The sequence below is a fragment of the Lentzea sp. CA-135723 genome (genome assembly GCF_050936595.1).
Lineage (GTDB): Bacteria > Actinomycetota > Actinomycetes > Mycobacteriales > Pseudonocardiaceae > Lentzea.
On sequence record NZ_JBNJMK010000001.1, the window covers coordinates 5,729,861 to 5,747,660 of the forward strand.

At 69.1% G+C, this 17,800-nt stretch carries 18 protein-coding genes and 1 tRNA gene; 11 read left to right on the forward strand and 8 right to left on the reverse strand.

From position 1 onward, the window contains the following. A complete protein-coding gene (locus ACQEU1_RS26345; RefSeq protein ID WP_285636256.1) occupies positions 1-1,263 on the reverse strand; it encodes a sensor histidine kinase in 1,263 nt (420 codons plus the stop codon). Positions 1,264-1,374: 111 nt separating this feature from the next. Between ACQEU1_RS26345 and ACQEU1_RS26350 the strand changes: the two genes are divergently transcribed. The 3 genes from ACQEU1_RS26350 to ACQEU1_RS26360 are packed head-to-tail and all read left to right on the forward strand — an operon-like array spanning position 1,375 to position 4,050. Further along, entirely contained in the window at positions 1,375-2,082 is a 708-nt protein-coding gene (locus ACQEU1_RS26350; RefSeq protein ID WP_433211781.1) for a (Fe-S)-binding protein, read from the forward strand. Next, on the forward strand, positions 2,064-3,482 hold the full coding sequence (locus ACQEU1_RS26355) for a LutB/LldF family L-lactate oxidation iron-sulfur protein (RefSeq protein WP_433206968.1): 1,419 nt from the start codon (positions 2,064-2,066) through the stop codon (positions 3,480-3,482). Before ACQEU1_RS26350 ends, ACQEU1_RS26355 begins: the two co-directional genes overlap by 19 nt. Beyond that, positions 3,475-4,050 (forward strand): LutC/YkgG family protein, encoded by a 576-nt coding sequence (locus ACQEU1_RS26360; protein WP_433206971.1) that lies wholly within the window; start codon positions 3,475-3,477, stop codon positions 4,048-4,050. Before ACQEU1_RS26355 ends, ACQEU1_RS26360 begins: the two co-directional genes overlap by 8 nt. Here ACQEU1_RS26360 and ACQEU1_RS26365 read toward each other — a convergent pair. The 4 genes from ACQEU1_RS26365 to ACQEU1_RS26380 form a co-directional block, all read right to left on the reverse strand. Continuing rightward, positions 4,047-4,487: a hypothetical protein gene (locus ACQEU1_RS26365; RefSeq protein ID WP_433206974.1), complete on the reverse strand. Its 441-nt coding sequence runs from the start codon at positions 4,485-4,487 to the stop codon at positions 4,047-4,049. The genes ACQEU1_RS26360 and ACQEU1_RS26365 overlap by 4 nt on opposite strands. A gap of 35 nt (positions 4,488-4,522) precedes the next feature. Continuing rightward, on the reverse strand, positions 4,523-5,389 hold the full coding sequence (locus ACQEU1_RS26370) for an Fpg/Nei family DNA glycosylase (protein ID WP_433206977.1): 867 nt from the start codon (positions 5,387-5,389) through the stop codon (positions 4,523-4,525). Between the two features lie 15 nt (positions 5,390-5,404). Further along, positions 5,405-5,842: a DUF983 domain-containing protein gene (locus ACQEU1_RS26375; protein ID WP_433206980.1), complete on the reverse strand. Its 438-nt coding sequence runs from the start codon at positions 5,840-5,842 to the stop codon at positions 5,405-5,407. 94 nt (positions 5,843-5,936) lie between these two features. Then, positions 5,937-7,268: a sigma-70 family RNA polymerase sigma factor gene (locus tag ACQEU1_RS26380; RefSeq protein ID WP_433206983.1), complete on the reverse strand. Its 1,332-nt coding sequence runs from the start codon at positions 7,266-7,268 to the stop codon at positions 5,937-5,939. A 159-nt stretch (positions 7,269-7,427) separates the two neighbouring features. On the opposite strand from ACQEU1_RS26380, the gene ACQEU1_RS26385 reads away from it, so the two are divergent. The 3 genes from ACQEU1_RS26385 to ACQEU1_RS26395 all read left to right on the forward strand — a co-directional run bounded on the left by ACQEU1_RS26385 (position 7,428) and on the right by ACQEU1_RS26395 (position 8,526). Next, positions 7,428-7,826, forward strand: coding sequence for a DUF7674 family protein (locus tag ACQEU1_RS26385; protein ID WP_433206986.1), 399 nt, complete (start codon positions 7,428-7,430; stop codon positions 7,824-7,826). 33 nt (positions 7,827-7,859) lie between these two features. Beyond that, positions 7,860-7,932 (forward strand) — tRNA-Gly (locus tag ACQEU1_RS26390). Positions 7,933-8,097: 165 nt separating this feature from the next. Next, on the forward strand, positions 8,098-8,526 hold the full coding sequence (locus tag ACQEU1_RS26395; protein ID WP_433206989.1) for an OsmC family protein: 429 nt from the start codon (positions 8,098-8,100) through the stop codon (positions 8,524-8,526). On the opposite strand, the gene ACQEU1_RS26400 is transcribed toward ACQEU1_RS26395, so the two are convergent. Then, the gene (locus tag ACQEU1_RS26400; protein ID WP_433206993.1) at positions 8,501-9,292 is read right to left on the reverse strand and encodes a cytochrome P450; all 792 of its coding nucleotides are present in this window, start codon (positions 9,290-9,292) and stop codon (positions 8,501-8,503) included. The genes ACQEU1_RS26395 and ACQEU1_RS26400 overlap by 26 nt on opposite strands. Positions 9,293-9,604: 312 nt before the next feature. Here ACQEU1_RS26400 and ACQEU1_RS26405 point away from each other — a divergent pair, with 312 nt between their 5' ends. Genes ACQEU1_RS26405 through ACQEU1_RS26420 form a run of 4 tightly spaced genes read left to right on the forward strand, consistent with a single transcriptional unit; the run spans position 9,605 to position 13,886 of the window. Further along, complete coding sequence (locus ACQEU1_RS26405) at positions 9,605-12,394, forward strand: BTAD domain-containing putative transcriptional regulator (RefSeq protein ID WP_433206996.1); 2,790 nt, start codon at positions 9,605-9,607, stop codon at positions 12,392-12,394. Between the two features lie 39 nt (positions 12,395-12,433). Then, positions 12,434-13,063: a hypothetical protein gene (locus ACQEU1_RS26410; protein WP_433206999.1), complete on the forward strand. Its 630-nt coding sequence runs from the start codon at positions 12,434-12,436 to the stop codon at positions 13,061-13,063. Between the two features lie 28 nt (positions 13,064-13,091). Then, on the forward strand, positions 13,092-13,484 hold the full coding sequence (locus ACQEU1_RS26415) for a contact-dependent growth inhibition system immunity protein (protein WP_433207002.1): 393 nt from the start codon (positions 13,092-13,094) through the stop codon (positions 13,482-13,484). A 45-nt stretch (positions 13,485-13,529) separates the two neighbouring features. After that, on the forward strand, positions 13,530-13,886 hold the full coding sequence (locus ACQEU1_RS26420; protein WP_433207005.1) for a septal ring lytic transglycosylase RlpA family protein: 357 nt from the start codon (positions 13,530-13,532) through the stop codon (positions 13,884-13,886). A gap of 145 nt (positions 13,887-14,031) precedes the next feature. On the opposite strand, the gene ACQEU1_RS26425 is transcribed toward ACQEU1_RS26420, so the two are convergent. Together ACQEU1_RS26425 and ACQEU1_RS26430 are read right to left on the reverse strand one after the other, a co-directional pair. Further along, entirely contained in the window at positions 14,032-14,325 is a 294-nt protein-coding gene (locus ACQEU1_RS26425; protein WP_433207008.1) for a hypothetical protein, read from the reverse strand. A gap of 47 nt (positions 14,326-14,372) precedes the next feature. Continuing rightward, positions 14,373-16,259: an SdrD B-like domain-containing protein gene (locus tag ACQEU1_RS26430; protein WP_433207011.1), complete on the reverse strand. Its 1,887-nt coding sequence runs from the start codon at positions 16,257-16,259 to the stop codon at positions 14,373-14,375. A 367-nt stretch (positions 16,260-16,626) separates the two neighbouring features. Between ACQEU1_RS26430 and ACQEU1_RS26435 the strand changes: the two genes are divergently transcribed. Next, the gene (locus tag ACQEU1_RS26435; RefSeq protein WP_433207014.1) at positions 16,627-17,691 is read left to right on the forward strand and encodes a DUF418 domain-containing protein; all 1,065 of its coding nucleotides are present in this window, start codon (positions 16,627-16,629) and stop codon (positions 17,689-17,691) included. Positions 17,692-17,800: the final 109 nt, after the last annotated feature.

Below are 17,800 nucleotides of genomic sequence, written 5' to 3' on the forward strand. Positions count from 1 at the left end.
TCAGGCGCGGATCGCCGGCTGCTCGTTCGTCATCGGCTCGTCCGTCATCTGCGACCCGATGTTCAGGTTCGGCAGCACGTTGCGGGCGAACTTCGGCACGTTGAGGATCACCTTGGTGCCCGCGTTGGGGGCCGTCTCGACCACCAGCGCGTACTCCACGCCGAAGACGGTGCGCATGCGGTCGTTGATGTTGCCGATACCTACGTGCGCGCCCGTCTGGTGGGCGTCCTTGATGTCGTCGAGGCGTTCGGGGTCCATGCCGACGCCGTCGTCCTCGACGCTGATGAGCGCTTCGTTGCCGTTGTCCTCGGCGGTGATGGTGAGCATGCCGCCGCCCGGCTTCTTGGCCAGGCCGTGGCGCACCGCGTTCTCGACCAGCGGTTGCAGCACGAGGAACGGCAGGACGACCTGCAGGACCTCGGGTGCGATTCGAAGACGCACGTTCAGCCGGGACCCGTAGCGCGCCTGTTCGATGGTCAGGTAGCGGTGGATGTTGGTCAGTTCGTCGGCGAGGGTCGTGAACAGGCCGTCGGTGCGGAACGAGTAGCGCGTGAACTCCGCGAACTCCTGCAGCAGCTCGCGGGCGTGCGCGGGGTCGGTGCGGATCAGCGAGGAGATCGTGTTCAGCGCGTTGTAGACGAAGTGCGGGGAGATCTGGGCTCGCAGGGCCTTCACCTCGGCCTGGGCGAGTGCCTGCCGCTGCTTCTGGACTACTTCCAGTTCCAGCTGGGTCGAGACGAAGCGGGCCGTTTCCTCTGCCATGCGGATCTGGCGCTTCGAGGCGACGCCCGAGACCACGATCAACGTGCCGGCCACGTCTCCCTCGACAACCAGGGGGACCACGACAACGCTGTGCAGGGAGCACGGGCCTTGCAGCTCGCAGCCGAGCTTGCGGTGGTCGACGTGTTCCTTGTGGCAGTTGTTGATGGCTCGGGCAACGGTGTCGCGGAGGTACTCGTAGTGGTCGTTCGCGCCGCCGTCCCACGACAGGACGGTGCCCTCCTCGTCGGTGATGGCGACCGCCACGCACCTGAGCATCTCGCGCAGGTGGGGTGTGGCCTTGTTGGCCGCCTCCTCGGTCAAGCCCGCGCGGAGGTCGCTCGACGCCCTGGACATGCGGTCGAGCATGTCCATCACAGCATCCTCGACGGAGGTGCTGACTCGTCGAGCGCGGCACAGCATCACGAAGAGGCCCAGAACGGCCAGGGTCGCGATGACACCGAGCACGGCGCGCTCGGTCAACAGGTCGCCCACGGTGCACATGCTGTGCTGTGGGGTGCCCCTATAGCAAGAGGCGCGCCCAGCGTACCCCCGGACGGTCCACCGGTACGGGTAGACATCGGATGAATTCAGGGAGAGGGTGTGCGGGTGAAAGTGGCACTGTTCGCGACCTGCCTGACCGACACGTTCTTCCCGGAGACGGCCCGTGCCGTGGTGCGTTTGCTGGAGAGGCTCGGCTGTGAGGTCGACTTCCCCCTCGACCAGACGTGCTGCGGCCAGATGCACTTCAACACCGGCTACCGGGACCACGCGAAGCCTCTGGCGCGCAAGTACACCGACGTCTTCGCGGGCTACGACCACGTCGTTGCGCCATCCGGGTCATGCGCGGGCATGGTTCGGGAGATCCATCCCACCCTGGGTGAGTCTCCGCCGCGCACGTTCGAGCTCGCGGAATTCCTCGTCGACGTGCTCGGCGTGACGGACGTCGGCGCCTGGTTCCCCCACCGGGTCACCTACCACCCCACGTGTCACTCGCTGCGCATGCTCGGTGTCGGCGACAAGCCGTTGGCGCTGCTCAGGGCCGTGAAAGCACTCGATCTGGTGACGCTGCCCGACGCGACGCACTGCTGCGGGTTCGGCGGCACGTTCGCGGTGAAGAACGCCGAGACGTCCACCGCGATGCTCGCCGACAAGATGCGGTGCGTGCTCGACACGGGCGCGGAGGTCCTGTCGGCGGGCGACAACTCGTGCCTCATGCACATCGGCGGCGGGCTCTCGCGGTTGCGCGCGGGCGTGCGACCGGTGCACCTGGCCGAGATCCTGGCTTCGACGGAGGAGGAACCGTGGCTCGCAACCCGGTGACGTGGCTGGGCAGCCCGACGTTCCCGAAGGCCGCCAGGGAGGCCCTCCAGGACACCCAGCTGCGGCAGAACCTGCGCAGGGCCACCGGCACGATCCGGGGACGTCGCGAAGCCGCGGTCGCCGAGATGACCGACTGGGAGATGCTCAGGGTCGCCGGCGAGCAGATCAAGAACGACGTCCTGGCCCGCCTCGAACCGCTCCTGCTCCAGCTGGAGGAGCAGGTCACGGCCAGGGGCGGCACGGTCCACTGGGCACGCGACGCCGAGGAGGCCAACCGGATCGTCCTCGACCTGTGCCGAGCAGAGGACGCGCGCGAGGTCGTCAAGGTCAAGTCCATGGCCACGGCCGAGATCGGGCTGAACGAGGCGCTCGAAGAAGGCGGCGTGCACGCCATCGAGACCGACCTCGCCGAGCTGATCGTGCAGCTCGGCGACGACCGGCCGTCGCACATCCTGGTGCCCGCGATCCACCGCAACCGCTCGGAGATCCGCGAGATCTTCCAACGCCGCATGGGCGTCGAGGTGAGCGACGAACCGGCCGACCTCGCCGAGGCCGCCCGCGTCTACCTGCGCGAGAAGTTCCTGACCACGAAGGTCGCGATCTCCGGCGCGAACTTCGCCGTCGCCGACACCGGGTCGATCGTGGTGCTGGAGTCCGAGGGCAACGGCCGGATGTGCCTGACGCTGCCGGAGACCCTGATCACCGTGATGGGCATCGAGAAGCTCGTGCCGACGTGGCAGGACCTGGAGGTCTTCCTCCAGCTGCTGCCGCGCTCGTCCACGGCCGAACGCATGAACCCGTACACGAGCGTGTGGACGGGCGTCACCCCGGACGACGGCCCGCAGAGGTTCCACCTCGTGCTGATCGACAACGGCCGCACCGCCACGCTGGAGGACTCCGTCGGCCGCCAGGCGCTGCGGTGCATCCGGTGCAGTGCGTGCCTCAACGTCTGCCCCGTCTACGAACGCACCGGCGGCCAGTCGTACGGCTCGGTCTACCCCGGCCCGATCGGCGCGATCCTCACCCCGCAGCTGGTCGGCGACATGCACGACCCGCAGGCGGCCTCGCTCCCCTACGCGTCGTCGTTGTGCGGCGCGTGCTTCGAGGTCTGCCCGGTCCGGATCGACATCCCGTCCGTCCTCACGCACCTGCGCGCCGAGGCCGTGGAAGCCAAGGGGCGCACGGCGGAGTCGGTCGCGATGGCGGCCGCCGCGTGGATGTTCGCGTCGGCCTCGCGCTACGAGAAAGCGCAGAAAGCCGGTTCCCTGGCCCGTTTCCTGGCCCGCGACGGCAAGATCACGTCGCTGCCGTGGCCCGGTTCGAAGTGGACGTCCTCACGGGACGTGCCCGCACCGCCGGCCGAGTCGTTCCGCACGTGGTGGAGGAAGAACCGTGGCTAGCGCCAAAGAAGAGATCCTCGACCGCATCCGGCGAGCGAACGTCCCTCCGGCGGCACCAACTGTCCGGGGCTACCACGTCGAAGGCCCCGGCGGCGTCGAGCTCTTCGCCGAACGGGTCGCCGACTACCGCGCGATCGTCCACGAGGTGGCCGACGTGCCGGCCGCTCTGGAACGCCTCAGGGGCAAGAGAATCGTTGCGCCCCAGGACGTTCCCGCGGAGTGGCTGATCGACGGCGTCACGTGGCTGCACGAACCGCTGTCCATCGAGGAGCTCGACCAGGCCGACGGCGTGCTCACCGGGTGCGCGGTCGCGATCGCCGACACCGGCACGATCGTGCTCGACGGCGGCGAGGCCCAGGGACGGCGGGCGCTCACCCTGCTGCCCGACTACCACCTGTGCGTGGTGCGCCGGGACCAGATCGCCGCGTCGGTTCCAGAAGCCCTGCGACGACTGGAACCGACGCGCCCGCTGACGTTCATCAGCGGCCCCTCGGCGACGAGCGACATCGAGCTCAACCGGGTCGAGGGCGTGCACGGACCGCGCACGCTGGAGGTCCTGATCGTCTAACCGCAGTGGCCGCTGCCGTGGCCGTAACCGATCTCGTCGTAGTACCAGGTGTGGGCGGTGACGGACATGCATTTGCCCTTGCCGTACACCTTCACGGGACCCGCGTAGTACTGGAACTTCCCGCTGTCGGTGTCGATGTTGTAGCCGGGCCGGTGGTTGTCCTCCGCCCAGTCCGAGTTCAGCAGCTGGATCGAGGCGTCGTGCTTGAACTGCGAGTAGTACGCCGTCTTCACGTTGGCGGCGCAGTTGTAGCCGGTGCTGGAGTTGTAGTACAGCCGGATGGTGCTCAGGTGGTTGCCGACGCTGGACTTCACCTTGTAGGTGTCGATCAGCGAGCCTGAGCACCCGTACTCGGCGGCGTTGGCGTTCATCGGCGCGATCACGGATGCCGCGGCCGCGATGGCGAGAACGGCAATGGCTTTGCCCAGACGGATCATGCGTCCGAGCAAAGCCGGGTGCGGTTAAGCGGTGGTTATTTGAGCAACCGGGACAGCCGGCGGTCGGCCAGCGGCTTGCCGCCCGTCTGGCACGTCGGGCAGTACTGGAACGCCTTGTCCGCGAACGACACCTCACGCACCGTGTCACCGCACACGGGACAGGGCAGCCCCGTGCGCGCGTGCACCCGCAACCCCGAACGCTTCTCGCCCTTCAACCGGGCCGCGTCCTGACCAACGGACCGTGCGACGGCATCGGTCAGTGTCGTCAGCATCGCTTCGTGCAGGTGGTCGAGCTGTTCGTCGTTCAACTTGCCCGCCGTGGCGTACGGCGAGAGGCGCGCCATGTGCATGATCTCGTCGGAGTACGCGTTGCCGATGCCCGCGATCAGGCCCTGGTCCGTCAGCGACGTCTTGAGCCGCTCGGTGCGCCCGGCGAACAGGTCTTCCAGCTGCGTGCGGGTGATCCCCAGCGCGTCGGGCCCCAGCCGGGCGACGCTCGCAATGGTCTTCGGGTCGCGCACGATCCACGCGGCGAGCCCCTTCTTGGTGCCCGCCTCCGTCAGGTCGAACCCGGGCCCCTGACCGGGCGGCCCCAGGTGCACGCGCAACGCGAGCGGCCCGCGGCCCTGCTTGGGCGGCGGGGCGGACATGGTGTCGGCCCAGCGCAGCCAGCCGGCGCGGGCGAGGTGGACGACCAGGTGCAGGCCGTCCGCGACCTCCAGGTCGAGGTGCTTGCCGTGCCGGTGCGCCGCCACGACCTCCTGGCCGTGCAGCGCCGTCCACGGCGGGTCGAACGTCTTCAGCACCTGCAGCGACGCGACGTCGACGCGGTGCACCGTGCGGCCCACCGCGTTCTCACGCAGGTGGTGGACCAGCGCTTCTACCTCGGGTAGCTCGGGCACCGGTCCAGTGTCGCATCAGTCGACGGGTTGCAACGGGCCTTCGACGTCCGGCAGCGAGTGCATCTCGATGGTGCGGGCGACCCTGGAGGCCTCCTGGCGCACCGCGAGCGGGCCTCGCACGGACCCGATCCACCGCTCGGGTGGCAGTTCGTCGGCGGTGGCCTTGCTCTCCGCGACCAGCGTGTGCGGGCGGCGCAGCGCCCAGCGGACCGGGAAGAAGGCGAACAGGAAGATCAGCGCGAGGATCAGCCACGCCGGCACGACGACCTGCGCGGGCGTCCAGGCGATCAGCACGACCACCATCACGACGAGCATGCCCGCCATCATGATGCCGGGCAGGACACCGCCGCTGACGTCGTGTTCGAAGTCGTCGGACTCCACCGGGTTGCGCCACTCGATGCGGCTGTGGACCGTCCACATCCGCCCGTCAGCACCGCGCACCAGCCGCGTCATGTACCCGTCTCCCACGTTCGGTCGGTCTTGGACAAACCGTACCTGGCGAGGGCAGAGCCTTGTGGGTGAACTCGGCCGGGCTTGATCGTCACCGTCAGTTTTCGAGGGCCGGACGCGGGTAGAGCGTGATCGTCGTGGTCGTGGTCTGCGGCGACGAGCACGGCTCCGAGGTGGGAGGCGTCGGCGTCTCAGTGGGTGACGACGGCGTGTTGAGGGAGTTGATCTCCCGCGACGTCGTCGAGGTCTGCGCCGTGCTGACGCCGCCGGTCTTCTCCGCGGTCTCCAGCGGCGTCTCCGCCCGTTCGACCGGCTCGTCCCGCTGCTCCTGCGCGGGCGGCGGCACGACGGACGACGACGTCCTGCGCACGGTCTCCTGCTGCTGCCTCGGCGCGCCGGGGTTGGCCACGTTCGCCTGCGGCTTCACCTGCTGCTCCACGGGCGGCGGCGGGGCGACCACGAGCTCCTGGCTGAGCTGCGAGCTCGCCGTCCCCGACGTGTTCATGGCGATCACGGGGTTCTGGTCCGGCTGCAGCACGGCGACACCGGGACCGCCGGTGAACACCGCGGCCATCGTCCCGACCAGGCCGACGGTCGCGACGCTGGCCGCCGCGAACGCGAGCTTCGCCTTCGTGAGCAGCACCTTGCCGGCGAACGCGAGCCCGAGCGTGGACGGCACGATCAGGAACGCCGCGTTGGCGCGCAGCGTCGCGCAGACCTCGTTCAGCTCGGTGTAGAGCTGCGTGCACGCCGCGCAGGTGTCGAGGTGGGCGGCGATCCGGCGTTCCTCCACGCCCTGGACCCCGCCGGCGGTGTAGGTGCCGAGCTTCGACCGGATCGCCGCGCACGACGAACGCCCGTCGTCGGCGGCGAGGTGCGCCTGGAGGTACGCCGCACGCAGTCCCTCACGCGCGCGGCGGGCCAACGCCGACATGGCGTTCGGCGAGAGCCCGAAGTGCGGTGCCACGGAGGCGGGGCGTTCGCCCTCCACCTCGACGCGCCACAGCACGACCCGCCAGCGTTCCGGCAGGCTGGAGAAAGCCCTGGTGATGAGGTTGTGCTCGGCCCGCTTGTTCGCGTTGTCGCTGACCGGCTCGACGCGCCTGCCCAGCTCCTCGTCCTCCACCGGCACGTCCCGCCGCCTCCCGCTCCACTCCCACGCCACCCGGCGCGCGACGGTCAGCAGGTACGTGCGGACGTGGTCGGTGGGCCCGCTGCCGCGGCGGATCGCCTGCAGCATGCGGAAGAAGGCCTCCGCGGTGAGGTCGTCGGCCTCGGCCGCCTCCCGGACGTGCCTGAGAGAAAAACGGCGGATCGCGTCCGCATGCCGGGAGAACAGTTCGCCGTAGGCCGAGTCGTCTCCCTCGCGCACTCTGGCGAGCAGGTCCCGGTCGACCTCGTTCTCGTCGACCATCACAGGCCTCAACATGCCACAAGGGGCCAGACCTGCTCCTCGCCGAGAACAGGTCGATACACAAGACCATCCGTTAGTAGTGAGCTGATCAGCGCAACGCGATCGGTGACAGGACGGTCACAGGTGGGCGTCGGAGGATCGGCCGGACAAGATCGAGCGACTATCGTCACGCCCGTGGTGGACTGGCGAGAACGCGCTTCGGCCCTCGTGCCGGAACTTCGTGCTGTCGCCGAGACCGAGGAGTGGTCCTGCCACGTCTTCTTCTCGGAGCTGTCGCAGCTGGCCCAGGAGGCGCACCGCGAGCAGGCAGACGACGTGCTGCGCAGGGCGTACGGGTTCGCGCACTGGTGCTTCCACCAGCCGGAGCAGTTCCTGGAGAACGCCGCGCTGGTGAGCTTCTACGAGCACGTGTTCGACGACTGGGACCTCCGCGAGGAGGTGGCGGCCTGGCTGCCGGTCGACGTGCTGGCGAAGGTGCGGGCGCTGTGGGAGTGGCGCTGGCCGAAGGAGCAGTTGGACGAGGTAGATCAACTGCTGGCCGGTTTGGCACCCCCCTCGCAAGATGCCGTCTGACCCCTGTTGTATAGTTCTCCCCTGTAAGGCAGTGCGGATGTAGCGCAGTTGGTAGCGCATCACCTTGCCAAGGTGAGGGTCGCGAGTTCGAGTCTCGTCATCCGCTCTCGAAAGAAGCCGGTGTCCACCAGGACGCCGGCTTCTTTCGTTTTTCCTGTCGCGGATCCCGTCCAGTGGTTCTCGAGGTGATCTCCTGGCCCACCCGTGAAAGGGTGGTCCCAGACAGCTCGCTCACCCCGATCGAGCCCGCTCGGCAAAGGACCTGGAGACCATGGCCATCAAGCAGACGGCAAACGCGCACTGGGAAGGCTCCCTCGTCGAGGGCAAGGGAAACGTCAGCCTCGCCACCTCCAACAGCGGCAGCTTCGACATCGACTGGAAGGCGCGCGCCGAGGAGGCGGGCGGCAAGACCAGCCCCGAGGAGCTCATCGCCGCGGCGCACTCCGCCTGCTACTCGATGGCGCTGTCGCACGGCCTGACCGGTGCGGGCACGCCGCCCACCTCGATCGACACCAAGGCCGAGGTCAGCTTCCAGGCGGGCGTGGGCATCACCGGCATCCACATCACCGTGCGCGCCAACGTGCCGGGCCTGTCGCAGGAGGACTTCGTCGCGGCCGCCGAGGGCGCCAAGGCGAACTGCCCGGTCTCGAAGGCGCTCGCCGCCGTCGAGAACATCACGCTCGACGCCGCCCTGGTCTGAACCGCAGCGCCGCGGGCCCGTGACTGATGAGGTGCCTGCGGTAGCGGACGTCGCCCGGTCGCTCGGCCACCTCGGCCGAGCGGCCGAGCAGCTCCTCGGCGACGACGCGGCCCTCCAGCCGGGCGAGCCCGGCTCCGAGGCAGTAGTGCGGTCCGTGCCCGAAGCCCAGGTGAGCGGGCACGGACGGCCTGCCGGGGTCGAAGTCCTCGGTGAACACCTTCCGGTCGCGGTTGCCGGCCGCGTAGTCGAGGAACAGGTGCTCGCCCTCGGCGATCTTCACGCCGGCCATCGTCACCGGGCAGGTCGCCGTGCGGAAGAAGCCCGTGAACGGGGCGTCGAGGCGCACGACCTCCTCGACCACACCGCCCAGCCGGCGTTCCTCCGCGTCGAGTCGCAGGAACGTGCTGGCGAGCATGTTCGTCGTGGAGTCGGTGCCGGCGACGACGATCGCGAGGCACAGCGAGAGGCGTTCCTGTTCGGAGAGCTGGCCGCCGCGGAACGCGTCGGAGCGGCCGAAGTAGGCGCAGAACTCGTTCATCCCGGCGAAGTACGAGCCGAGCACGCGTTCGCTGACCTCGTCGCCGCTCGTCAGTTCGAGCACCGGTGCCACGAACTCGCGGAACAACGGGAAGTCCGCTTCGGGCACGCCGAGCACGTCACCGACGACGCCCAGCGCGAACGGGGCGGCGAACTCGCTGACGAAGTCGGCTTCTTCCGGCAGTTCGTCCAAAAGTGTCCTCGCGCGTTCCCCTAATGAGTCAGCCATTCGGCGCACGGCCGTTGGGGTGAATTTCTGATTCGCCGCCGCACGAATTCGGGCGTGCCTGGTTCCGTCCGCCGCGTTGAGCGAGGACATCAATTCGAGCAATCGCCGCTGCTCCGGTGGCATCATCGCCGCCACGGCCGCGACCTGCGGACCAGTCATGTTCCGGGAGGAGAACGTCACCGGATCAGCCAGCACGGCACGCAGGTCGGCGTATGCGGTCACCCGCTGGGCGTTGATTCTCGGGTCGAATTCCATTGCGATATCTTTGCGCGGTTCCGGCCTTTGTCGGGGGCTGACGACAGGACGAATAACGTGATCATCCGGCTGCTCGGACCGCTCGAACTCACCGGTCCGAACGGAGCAGTTCAACTCAGCAGTGCCGGTCAGCGGACCTTGGTCGCACGGCTCGCGTTGAACCCGGGAGAGACGGTGCCGAGGAGCGCGCTCGTGGACGCGCTCTGGTCGGACGAGGCACCGGCGACCGCCACGAAGACCTTGCACAGCCTGCTGGCGCGCCTGCGGGGGCAGATCCGCGACGCCGGACTGGGTGAGCTGATCATGACCCGTGAGCCGGGTTATGTGTTCAACGCGTCCGCGGACACCGTGGACGTCGCACGGTTCGAAGCGCTCGTCGCAGCAGCACGGCAGAGCGCCGAGCCGTTGGAGAGCGCCAAGATGCTGCGCGAGGCGCTGGCGTTGTGGAACGGCGACCCGCTGGCGGACTGCCGGCCGGGCGAGTGGACGCGGCAGGAGTCGGCGCGGCTCACCGACCTGCGGATGGACGCGACCGAGGACCTGATGGACGCGTCGCTGGCGCTGGGCGAGCACGCCGCGGTGGCGCCGCTGGTCAACTCGCTGGTCGAGCAGCACCCGTTTCGGGAACGGCTGTGGGAGCAGCTGATGATCGCGCTGTACCGGTGCGGGCGGCAGGCCGAGTCGCTGGCCGCGTTCCACCGGGCGCGCGGCGTGCTGGTCGACGAGCTCGGCATCGAACCCGGCACCCGGCTGCGCGATCTGGAACAGGCCGTGCTGACCGCCGATCCCCGCCTCGACCTGGCCGAACACGTCCCGGTGCCGGTGCGCGGCAACCTCCCGGCCGACAGGTCGAGCTTCGTCGACCGGCCGGAGACCGAGCACGTCGCGAACCTGATCCGCGAGCACCGGCTGGTGACGCTGATCGGCGTCGGAGGGGTGGGCAAGACGCGGCTCGCGATCCACGTGGCGCGCGGCGAGCAGCCGCCGGACGGCGTGTGGCTGGTCGAGCTCGCGGCGTTGCGCGACCGGGCCCTGGTGCCCCACACCGTCGCCGAAGCGCTCGGGGTGGTGGACCAGACCGGGCGCGGCCGGTTGAGCGTCCTCACGGAGTTCCTGGAGGGCAAAGAAGCGTTGCTGGTGCTGGACAACTGCGAGCACGTCGTGGACCACTGTGCGGTCTTGGTGGACACGCTGCTGCGCGTCGCGCCGAAGCTCCGTGTGATCGCCACGTCCCGGCGCGCGCTACGGGTCTATGGCGAGCAAGTCATGTCCGTCGCGCCGTTGTCCGTGCCTTATCCGGCAGCGACGTTGTTCGCCCAACGCGCCGATGCGGCGATTCCCGGTTCGTTCGTCATCACGGCGGAGAACGAGCGAGCCGTGACGGACCTGTGCCGCCGTTTGGACGGCATTCCGCTGGCGATCGAGATGGCCGCGTTGCGCGTGCGTGCGCTGACACCCGCGCAGTTGCTGGAACGCCTCGACGACAGGTTCCGGGTGCTGACCGACGGGGGCCGCACGGCGTTGCCCCAGCACCAGACCCTGCTGGCGACCATGGAGTGGAGCTTCGACCTCTGTTCGCCGCGCGAACAGCTGCTGTGGGCGCGGGCATCGGTCTTCGCCGGCAGTTTCGACCTCACCGCGGCGGAGGCCGTGTGCTCGGACGACGCGCTGACTGCGGACTTCATGTTCGACGCGGTCGACGGGCTGGTCGACAAGTCCGTGCTGCAACGCGAGGAACACGCGGGCGTGGCGCGCTATCGGTTGCTGGAGACCATGCGCCAGTACGGGCAGACGCGACTGCGTGCGAGCGATGAGGAGTCACGGCTGAAGGCGCGCCATCGTGACTGGTACACAGGCATTGCGCTGCAAGGGGAACGGGCCTGGTTCACGCCGCGGCAGGCCGCGACGGTCGGTGCGATGGCGGCGGAACGCGGCAACCTGCGCGCGGCTCTGGAGTACTCGCTGACGACGCCCGGCGAGGCCGACTCGGGGCTGCGGCTGGCGGCGACGCTGTGGTTCTACTGGGTGGGCTGCGGGCGGTTCGCCGAGGGGCGGCACTGGCTGAACTGGGCTTTGTCGTTGGAGACCGAGCCGTCTCGTGCACGCTGCAAGGCGTTGTGGGTCACCGGATATCTGGCGACCCTGCAGGGCAACACCGCCGCGGTGCCGGCGCTGCTGGAGGCCTGCCGGACCGAGGCGGCGGCGTTGGGCGACGAGGACGCCGACGTCTACGCGACGTACGTGCAGGGCGCGGCGGCGGTGTTCGACGACGACCTGCCGCTGGGCGCGACCCTGCTGGCCGAGGCCGATCGCAGGCACGCCGAGTTGGGGCACATGGACAGCAACGTCGTGATGGCGCGGGTGGCGTTGGCGATCACCGTGGCGTTCGGTGGCGAACTCGACCGTGCGACGGAGATCTGTTCTGCAGCGCGCGCTGTGTGCGAGGAGAACGGTGAGCTGTGGGCGCGCGCGTTCGCGTTGTACGTCCTGGCGTTCGTGGCGATGGGACGCGGGGACGTCGCCGAGGCCCGTGAGCTGGCCACGACGTCGTTGCGCATCAAGGAGAGCTTCCACGACCTGCTGGGCATCGCGGTGTCCGTGGAGCTGCTGGCGCTGATCTCGGTCATCACCGGTTCGGCCGCACACGCCGCGTTGTTGTTGGGAGGCGCTGACCGGGTGTGGCAGTCCGTTGGGCTGCCCTTGTTCGGGTCGGCCAACTTCGCCGCCTCACACGACCAGTGCGTCGCCTTGTGCCGTCAGGCGTTGGGACCCGAGGAGTACGACGAGCACTTCGCCCGCGGTGCCGCCATGACCGTGGCCTCGGTGGTCGCGGCCGCGCAGTCGTGACGCAGGTTCCGTGCAGCCGAGCTTCGGGATGCTGGCGGGATGAGGACCAGCGTGCGCACACCAGACGCGGGAACCGTCGAGGAAGTCCTGAAGCTCGCGGCGCGGGCGCCGTCGTTCGGCATCGTTCCGCCGTGGCGATGGCGCAACGGCAACGAGTGTCTTGAGCTGGTGACGACACGCGCGGACCAGACGGCGTTGCTCGCGTGTGGTGCGGTTCTGCACCACGTGCGGGTGGCGTTGTCCGCGATGGGCTGGGACTGCCACGTGCTGCGCGCGCCGCACGAGGACGGCCAGGTGGCGTCGGTGCACCCGCGCTGGGAGCTCGACCCGTTCTCCTGCGAGGTCGCCTCCGCCGCCGCGATCTCCTTGCGCAGAGCCGATCCGCGCCCCTACCTGCCCGACGAGGTGCCGGACTCGGCGCTGACGTGGCTGCTGCACGCGGCCCGCGCCGAGAACTGCGAGATGGAGCTCGTCGCGCGGCGCAACGGCGTTCTCCTGCGCATGCTCGGCGAGGACTGGCTGAGCGTCGGCGAGGCCGTGAGTGCCGTGGTGCTCGCATCGACCGTGTGGGGACTTGCGTCGCAACCGCTGCTGCACGAGGGCGAGGTGCTCGTCCGGGTGGGTTGGCAGTCGCCCAATGCCGAACCGTTGCCTCAGTCGGCCCGCTAGCGAGCCGGTTTGCGAGGACCATGGGTGCGTGGACCGGGACAGGACGCTGGCGCACCTCAGCGAAGACGACTGGCGCAGACCCGACGCGTCGTCGACCCAGCTCTACCGGGACCTCTGCGCGTTGCGCGACCTACCGGTGGGCCAGCTGACCCCGACGTCGCTGCACCTGCTGGTCACGCACCAGGTGGGGCTCGACGTGACGGCGCTGCTGGCGTTGGAGGAGGTCGAACGGGACCCGCTGCGAGCCGTGTCCCTGTACCCCGGCGACCTGCTCGCCGCTCTACTGAGAGTAGATCATTCCTTCTGGGGCGATCACCCAGCGTTGCTGTCCAGGATGTCCGCTTTGCTCGACCGGCTGCGGACTCTGCCGGACGGCGACTGGCACCTCCTGGTGTCCGCGGCCGAGCAGTTCCCCGGTTAGGCGCGCTTTAGGCGTCCCTTTGCCGCGGGGTGAGTTGCTTGCACCATGACAAAGATCCTCGCGGCCGCCGGCCTCACGCTGGCCTCGCTCGCCACCTCCGCCGTGCTCTTCTCCCCCGTGGCCTCCGCCGAGACCTGCAAGGCTTCCTACTACTCGGGCGGCGGCACGACCGCGAGCGGCGAGCGCTTCGACCCCAACAAGCTCACCGCCGCGCACAAGACCCTGCCGTTCGGCACTCGCGTGAAGGTGAAGAACAACTCCAACGGCAAGACGGTGACCGTGCGGATCAACGACCGCGGCCCGTTCATCACCGGCCGCTGCGTCGACCTGACGCCCAAGGCGTTCAAGACGATCGCACCCCTGTCACAGGGAGTGGTCGGCGTGACGGTCACCAAGGTGTGAACGAGTAGAAAAAGACCGGTCTTCTTGACCCAATCGAGTGAACGCGATACCCAATCTGGGTGTTCGGGGCGAAAAGTGGGCCGACGCGGCTCCTCACCGGAGCTGTGGTCGGCGTGGTCGTCGCCGCGTTTGGCGTGCTCGGGACCTATGCCGGAGGCCTGATCGAGGCCGAGCCGGAGGGTCCCGACAGCGACAGACCGGCGCGTGTCTCACTCATCAACACGCCTTCGCTGCTGCCGACGGTTTCCGAGCTTCCGTCACAGACAGTGGCGTCGAGCTCATCCTCCGCACCGTCGTCGTCCTCCTCGTCCCGGTCCTCCGCGCCTTCCTCGACGCCGAAGACCACCACCCCGCAGTCGAGCGTCGTCGTCACGACGACCCAGCCGCCGCCCGTGACCACGACGACCACGAGGCCGCGGCCGCCGGTGACGACGACCACGACCACGAGGCCGTGCGGACTGATCTTCTGCTGAGCTAGCCCCTGTCCTAGGCCGTCCTGCGGCGCGCGAGGAAGAACGACGCGCCACCGAGCAGCAGCGTCAGCGCTCCCACGAGGGCCAGGCCCTCGACGCTCGCACCGGTGTCAGCGAGCGGGCTCGCGGCCGCCACCGGGCGGAACATGTCCGCCTGCACGACCCTCGGAGGCGCGGGCGTCTCGGGCTGCGGCTCGCCACCACCCGGCGTGCCACCAGGCTCGTCGGCGGGAACGACCTCGATCGCCCAGCCGTTCTGGCACCACACGGCGCAGTCCTGGACGCCGACGTACCCCTCCGGGTGTTTCAGCTTCCACGGCCCGTTGACGACGATCCGGTACAGACCGACCGGGATGTCGTTGAAGTGCGCGTAGCCGTACTCGCCCGAACCGCTCGCGGTCGACACCACGGCACCGGTCCTCGGGTCGACGAGGCTGAACGGGACGCCGTTCAGGTGCTCGTCGCCGTTCGCCCAGCCGTTGTCGTCGCGGTCCACGTAGATCGAGCCGTAGGCGTCCGAACGGCGGTCGCCGATCTTGACGTACTCGAACACGCCGGGGAAGCCGTGGATGATGCCGTCGCGCGGACCGAAGTCGCAGCCGATGAACGCGTAGCCGTAGTTCTCGGCGTCGGCCGGGATCGTCGCGGCGGCGGTGAACACCCGGCTCTGGCCGGCCGGGATCGTCGCCCCCTTGGTCCAGTCGAGGTCACCGAGCCCGTTCGGGAACCCGACGTGCGGGCCCATCCCCGCGCGGTTGCAGCCCTCGACGACGTCGGTGATGTCGGCGCCGCCCCGGTTGGTCAGGGTGATCTCCACGGTCGCGGGTCCACCGGCCACGTGGTCGGTGGAGGTGAAGCGCGCCGACGCGCTCAGCTGGTCGGTCAGCGGCCGGACGGCCCGGTAGCTCAGGTTCGAGGTGGAGTCGCTGCCGTCCACCTGGAGGTTCTCGTTGCTGTAGTAGGCGACCCAGCCGCCCGGCAGCTCGTTGAAGTTGAGCCCCCAGGTCCGCAGTTCGAGTCCGGTGAAGGTGAAGCGGCCGTTGGCGTCCGTGCGGGTCTTCGGGGTCACGTTCGGGTCGCCACCGCCGTACAGGTACGCCGTGGCGCCGACGAGGCCCTCACCCGCGTCCTGCACGCCGTTGCCGTTCGCGTCGCCCCAGAGGACGCCGCTGATGGTGCCGGTCTTGACGGGCTCCCTGACCGTGAACTCGACGCTCGCGTGGCCGTCGTACGGGCTGGCGTCGTTCGCGGCGTAGACGCGGAAGGTGGACTTCGAGACGCCGAACCCCGAGTACGCCTTGCCCGTGAGGGTGTAGGTCCGCGATTCGCCCGCGGCGAACTTCGTCGTCGACGGCTGGCCGAACGGCGGCCTCAGGTCGCCCCAGCCGTCCAGGTCGACGGAGTAGTACGGCCCCGACACGTGCTCCTGGTACGCGTAGACGCCGGTCGCCTCGACCGCGGAGGTGTTCGTGACGGTGAGCTTGACCGTCACGGTCTGACCGATGAGGAACGGCCCGGACCCGACGACCTCTGCCGTGGCCTTCACGTCCGCGCGGGCGACGGGCTCGTCCTGCTTCTGCTCCTGCTCGGCCGGCTTCTCGGCGGCCTTCTCCTCCGGCTTGTCGGCGGGCTGGTCCGCCGGCTTCTCCTCTGGCTTGCCGGCCGGGGTCTCGCTGACCGGGGTCTCGGAGACCGGCGTCTCGGTCACGGGTGGCTGGTCCGGAGTGGACGGTGGCGGGTTCTCGGTCGACGCCGGCGTGCTCGGAGCCGTGACCTCCGTGCCCGGCGTGACCGGGTCCTCCTGCGCGGACGCGGTGAAAGTGGTGGTGGCCGTCAACGCCAGAACGGCCGCGAACACGGCCGATCTGCGCGCGGCACCACGCGCACGTGGTGCGTACAAGTCGAATCTCCCCAGTGATAGGCCACCGCAGCGACGCGACACGACCCCCGACGTACCGCGATTCCCCCGCCGCGCGGTGTGCATGGCTTCGCCCACGGACGCTAAGGCCACCCACCAGGGAAAACAAGTCCCATTTGGTTCACGGTCGCCGGAATGCGCCATTCGTAGATCAAGGCGAACACGGGGAGCCACCGTGACGAGCCGGCCACACTTCGCACCGGTGGAGCGCAAACCGCTGAAAGCGACGCTTTCGCCAAGTATATTCCCAGGTCACGCACCACAGTAGTGCGGGGAGACGCTGGGGAATCAGATGCACACAGTGAGCAAGCGGTCGCTCGCGCCCGACCTTGCGCGCGGCTTGATGTTGATGTTGATCGCACTCTCGCACGCGCACTCGTTCATCCGCGGCCACCCCACGACCCACCGCTACTACCCGACGGACGGCACCTCGCTCGACAAGGCGATCGCCGGTGTGCAGATGGTCTTCGTCGACGGGCAGCCGCTCCCGCTGTTCGCGGCGCTGTTCGGCTACGGGCTGGTGCAGATGGCCAGCCGGCAGGCCACCTGGCCCGTGGCGCGCTGGGTCGTCATCAAGCGCTGCTTCTGGATGATCGTGCTCGGCGGCCTCCACGCGTACTTCCTGTTCGAGGCCGACATCCTCGGCACCTACGGCGTGCTCGGACTGATCCTGGTCAGCACCATGGTCTGGCGCGACCAGTCGCTGCTCGCGCTCGCCGGCGGGTGGATGGTCGTGCACCTCGGCTACATCCTCCTGTCCGCGTTCGGGGTCATCAGGGTCGACGGCGTGCTGCCGGAGGGGATCGCGACCTGGGCGCTGCACACCGTGGTGTGGCCGGCGGCCGTGCTGGTGCCGATGGTGCTGGGCATGTGGGCCGCGCGGCACCGGATGCTCACGGAACCCGAGCGGCACGTGCGGTTCCTGCGCAACACCGCGATCGCGGGCATCGGGTTCATGATCGTCGGCTGTCTGCCGCTCGCGCTGAAGGTCGCGCAGGTGGTGGACTACGTGCCGAGGCCGCTCGCCATCATGCACACCGTCAGCATGTTGCCCGGCGGTCTCGGCTACGCCGCGTTGATGGGGTGGATCGCGGCGCGGGTGAAGACACCGAACCTGCTGATGGTGGCGATCGCCGCGGCCGGCGAGCGTTCGCTGACGTGCTACGTCCTGCAGTCCGTCTCGTGGACCGCCTTGTTCACCATCGGCGGCCTCGGTTACGAGATCGGCGTCGCGCAGGCGTCGCTCATCGGCATTCTCACCTGGCTCGCCACCGTCGTGCTGGCGCTGGGCATGCACCTCGCGGGCATTCGCGGCCCCCTGGAAGTACTTCTGCGCTTCCTCACGTACGGGCGGCGCAAGCAGAAACGCCCTGTGGCGCCGCCTGCACCCGTGATGGCCGAACAGTTCCGGTAACGCCCGATCGGTCCGTCCGGAACACCCGTGCGCCGCCATCACTACGAGTCGATAACTGGAGCGGTCACCCCTCCGGAACGAGTCGTCGCGAGCAACTACCCTCAACCCG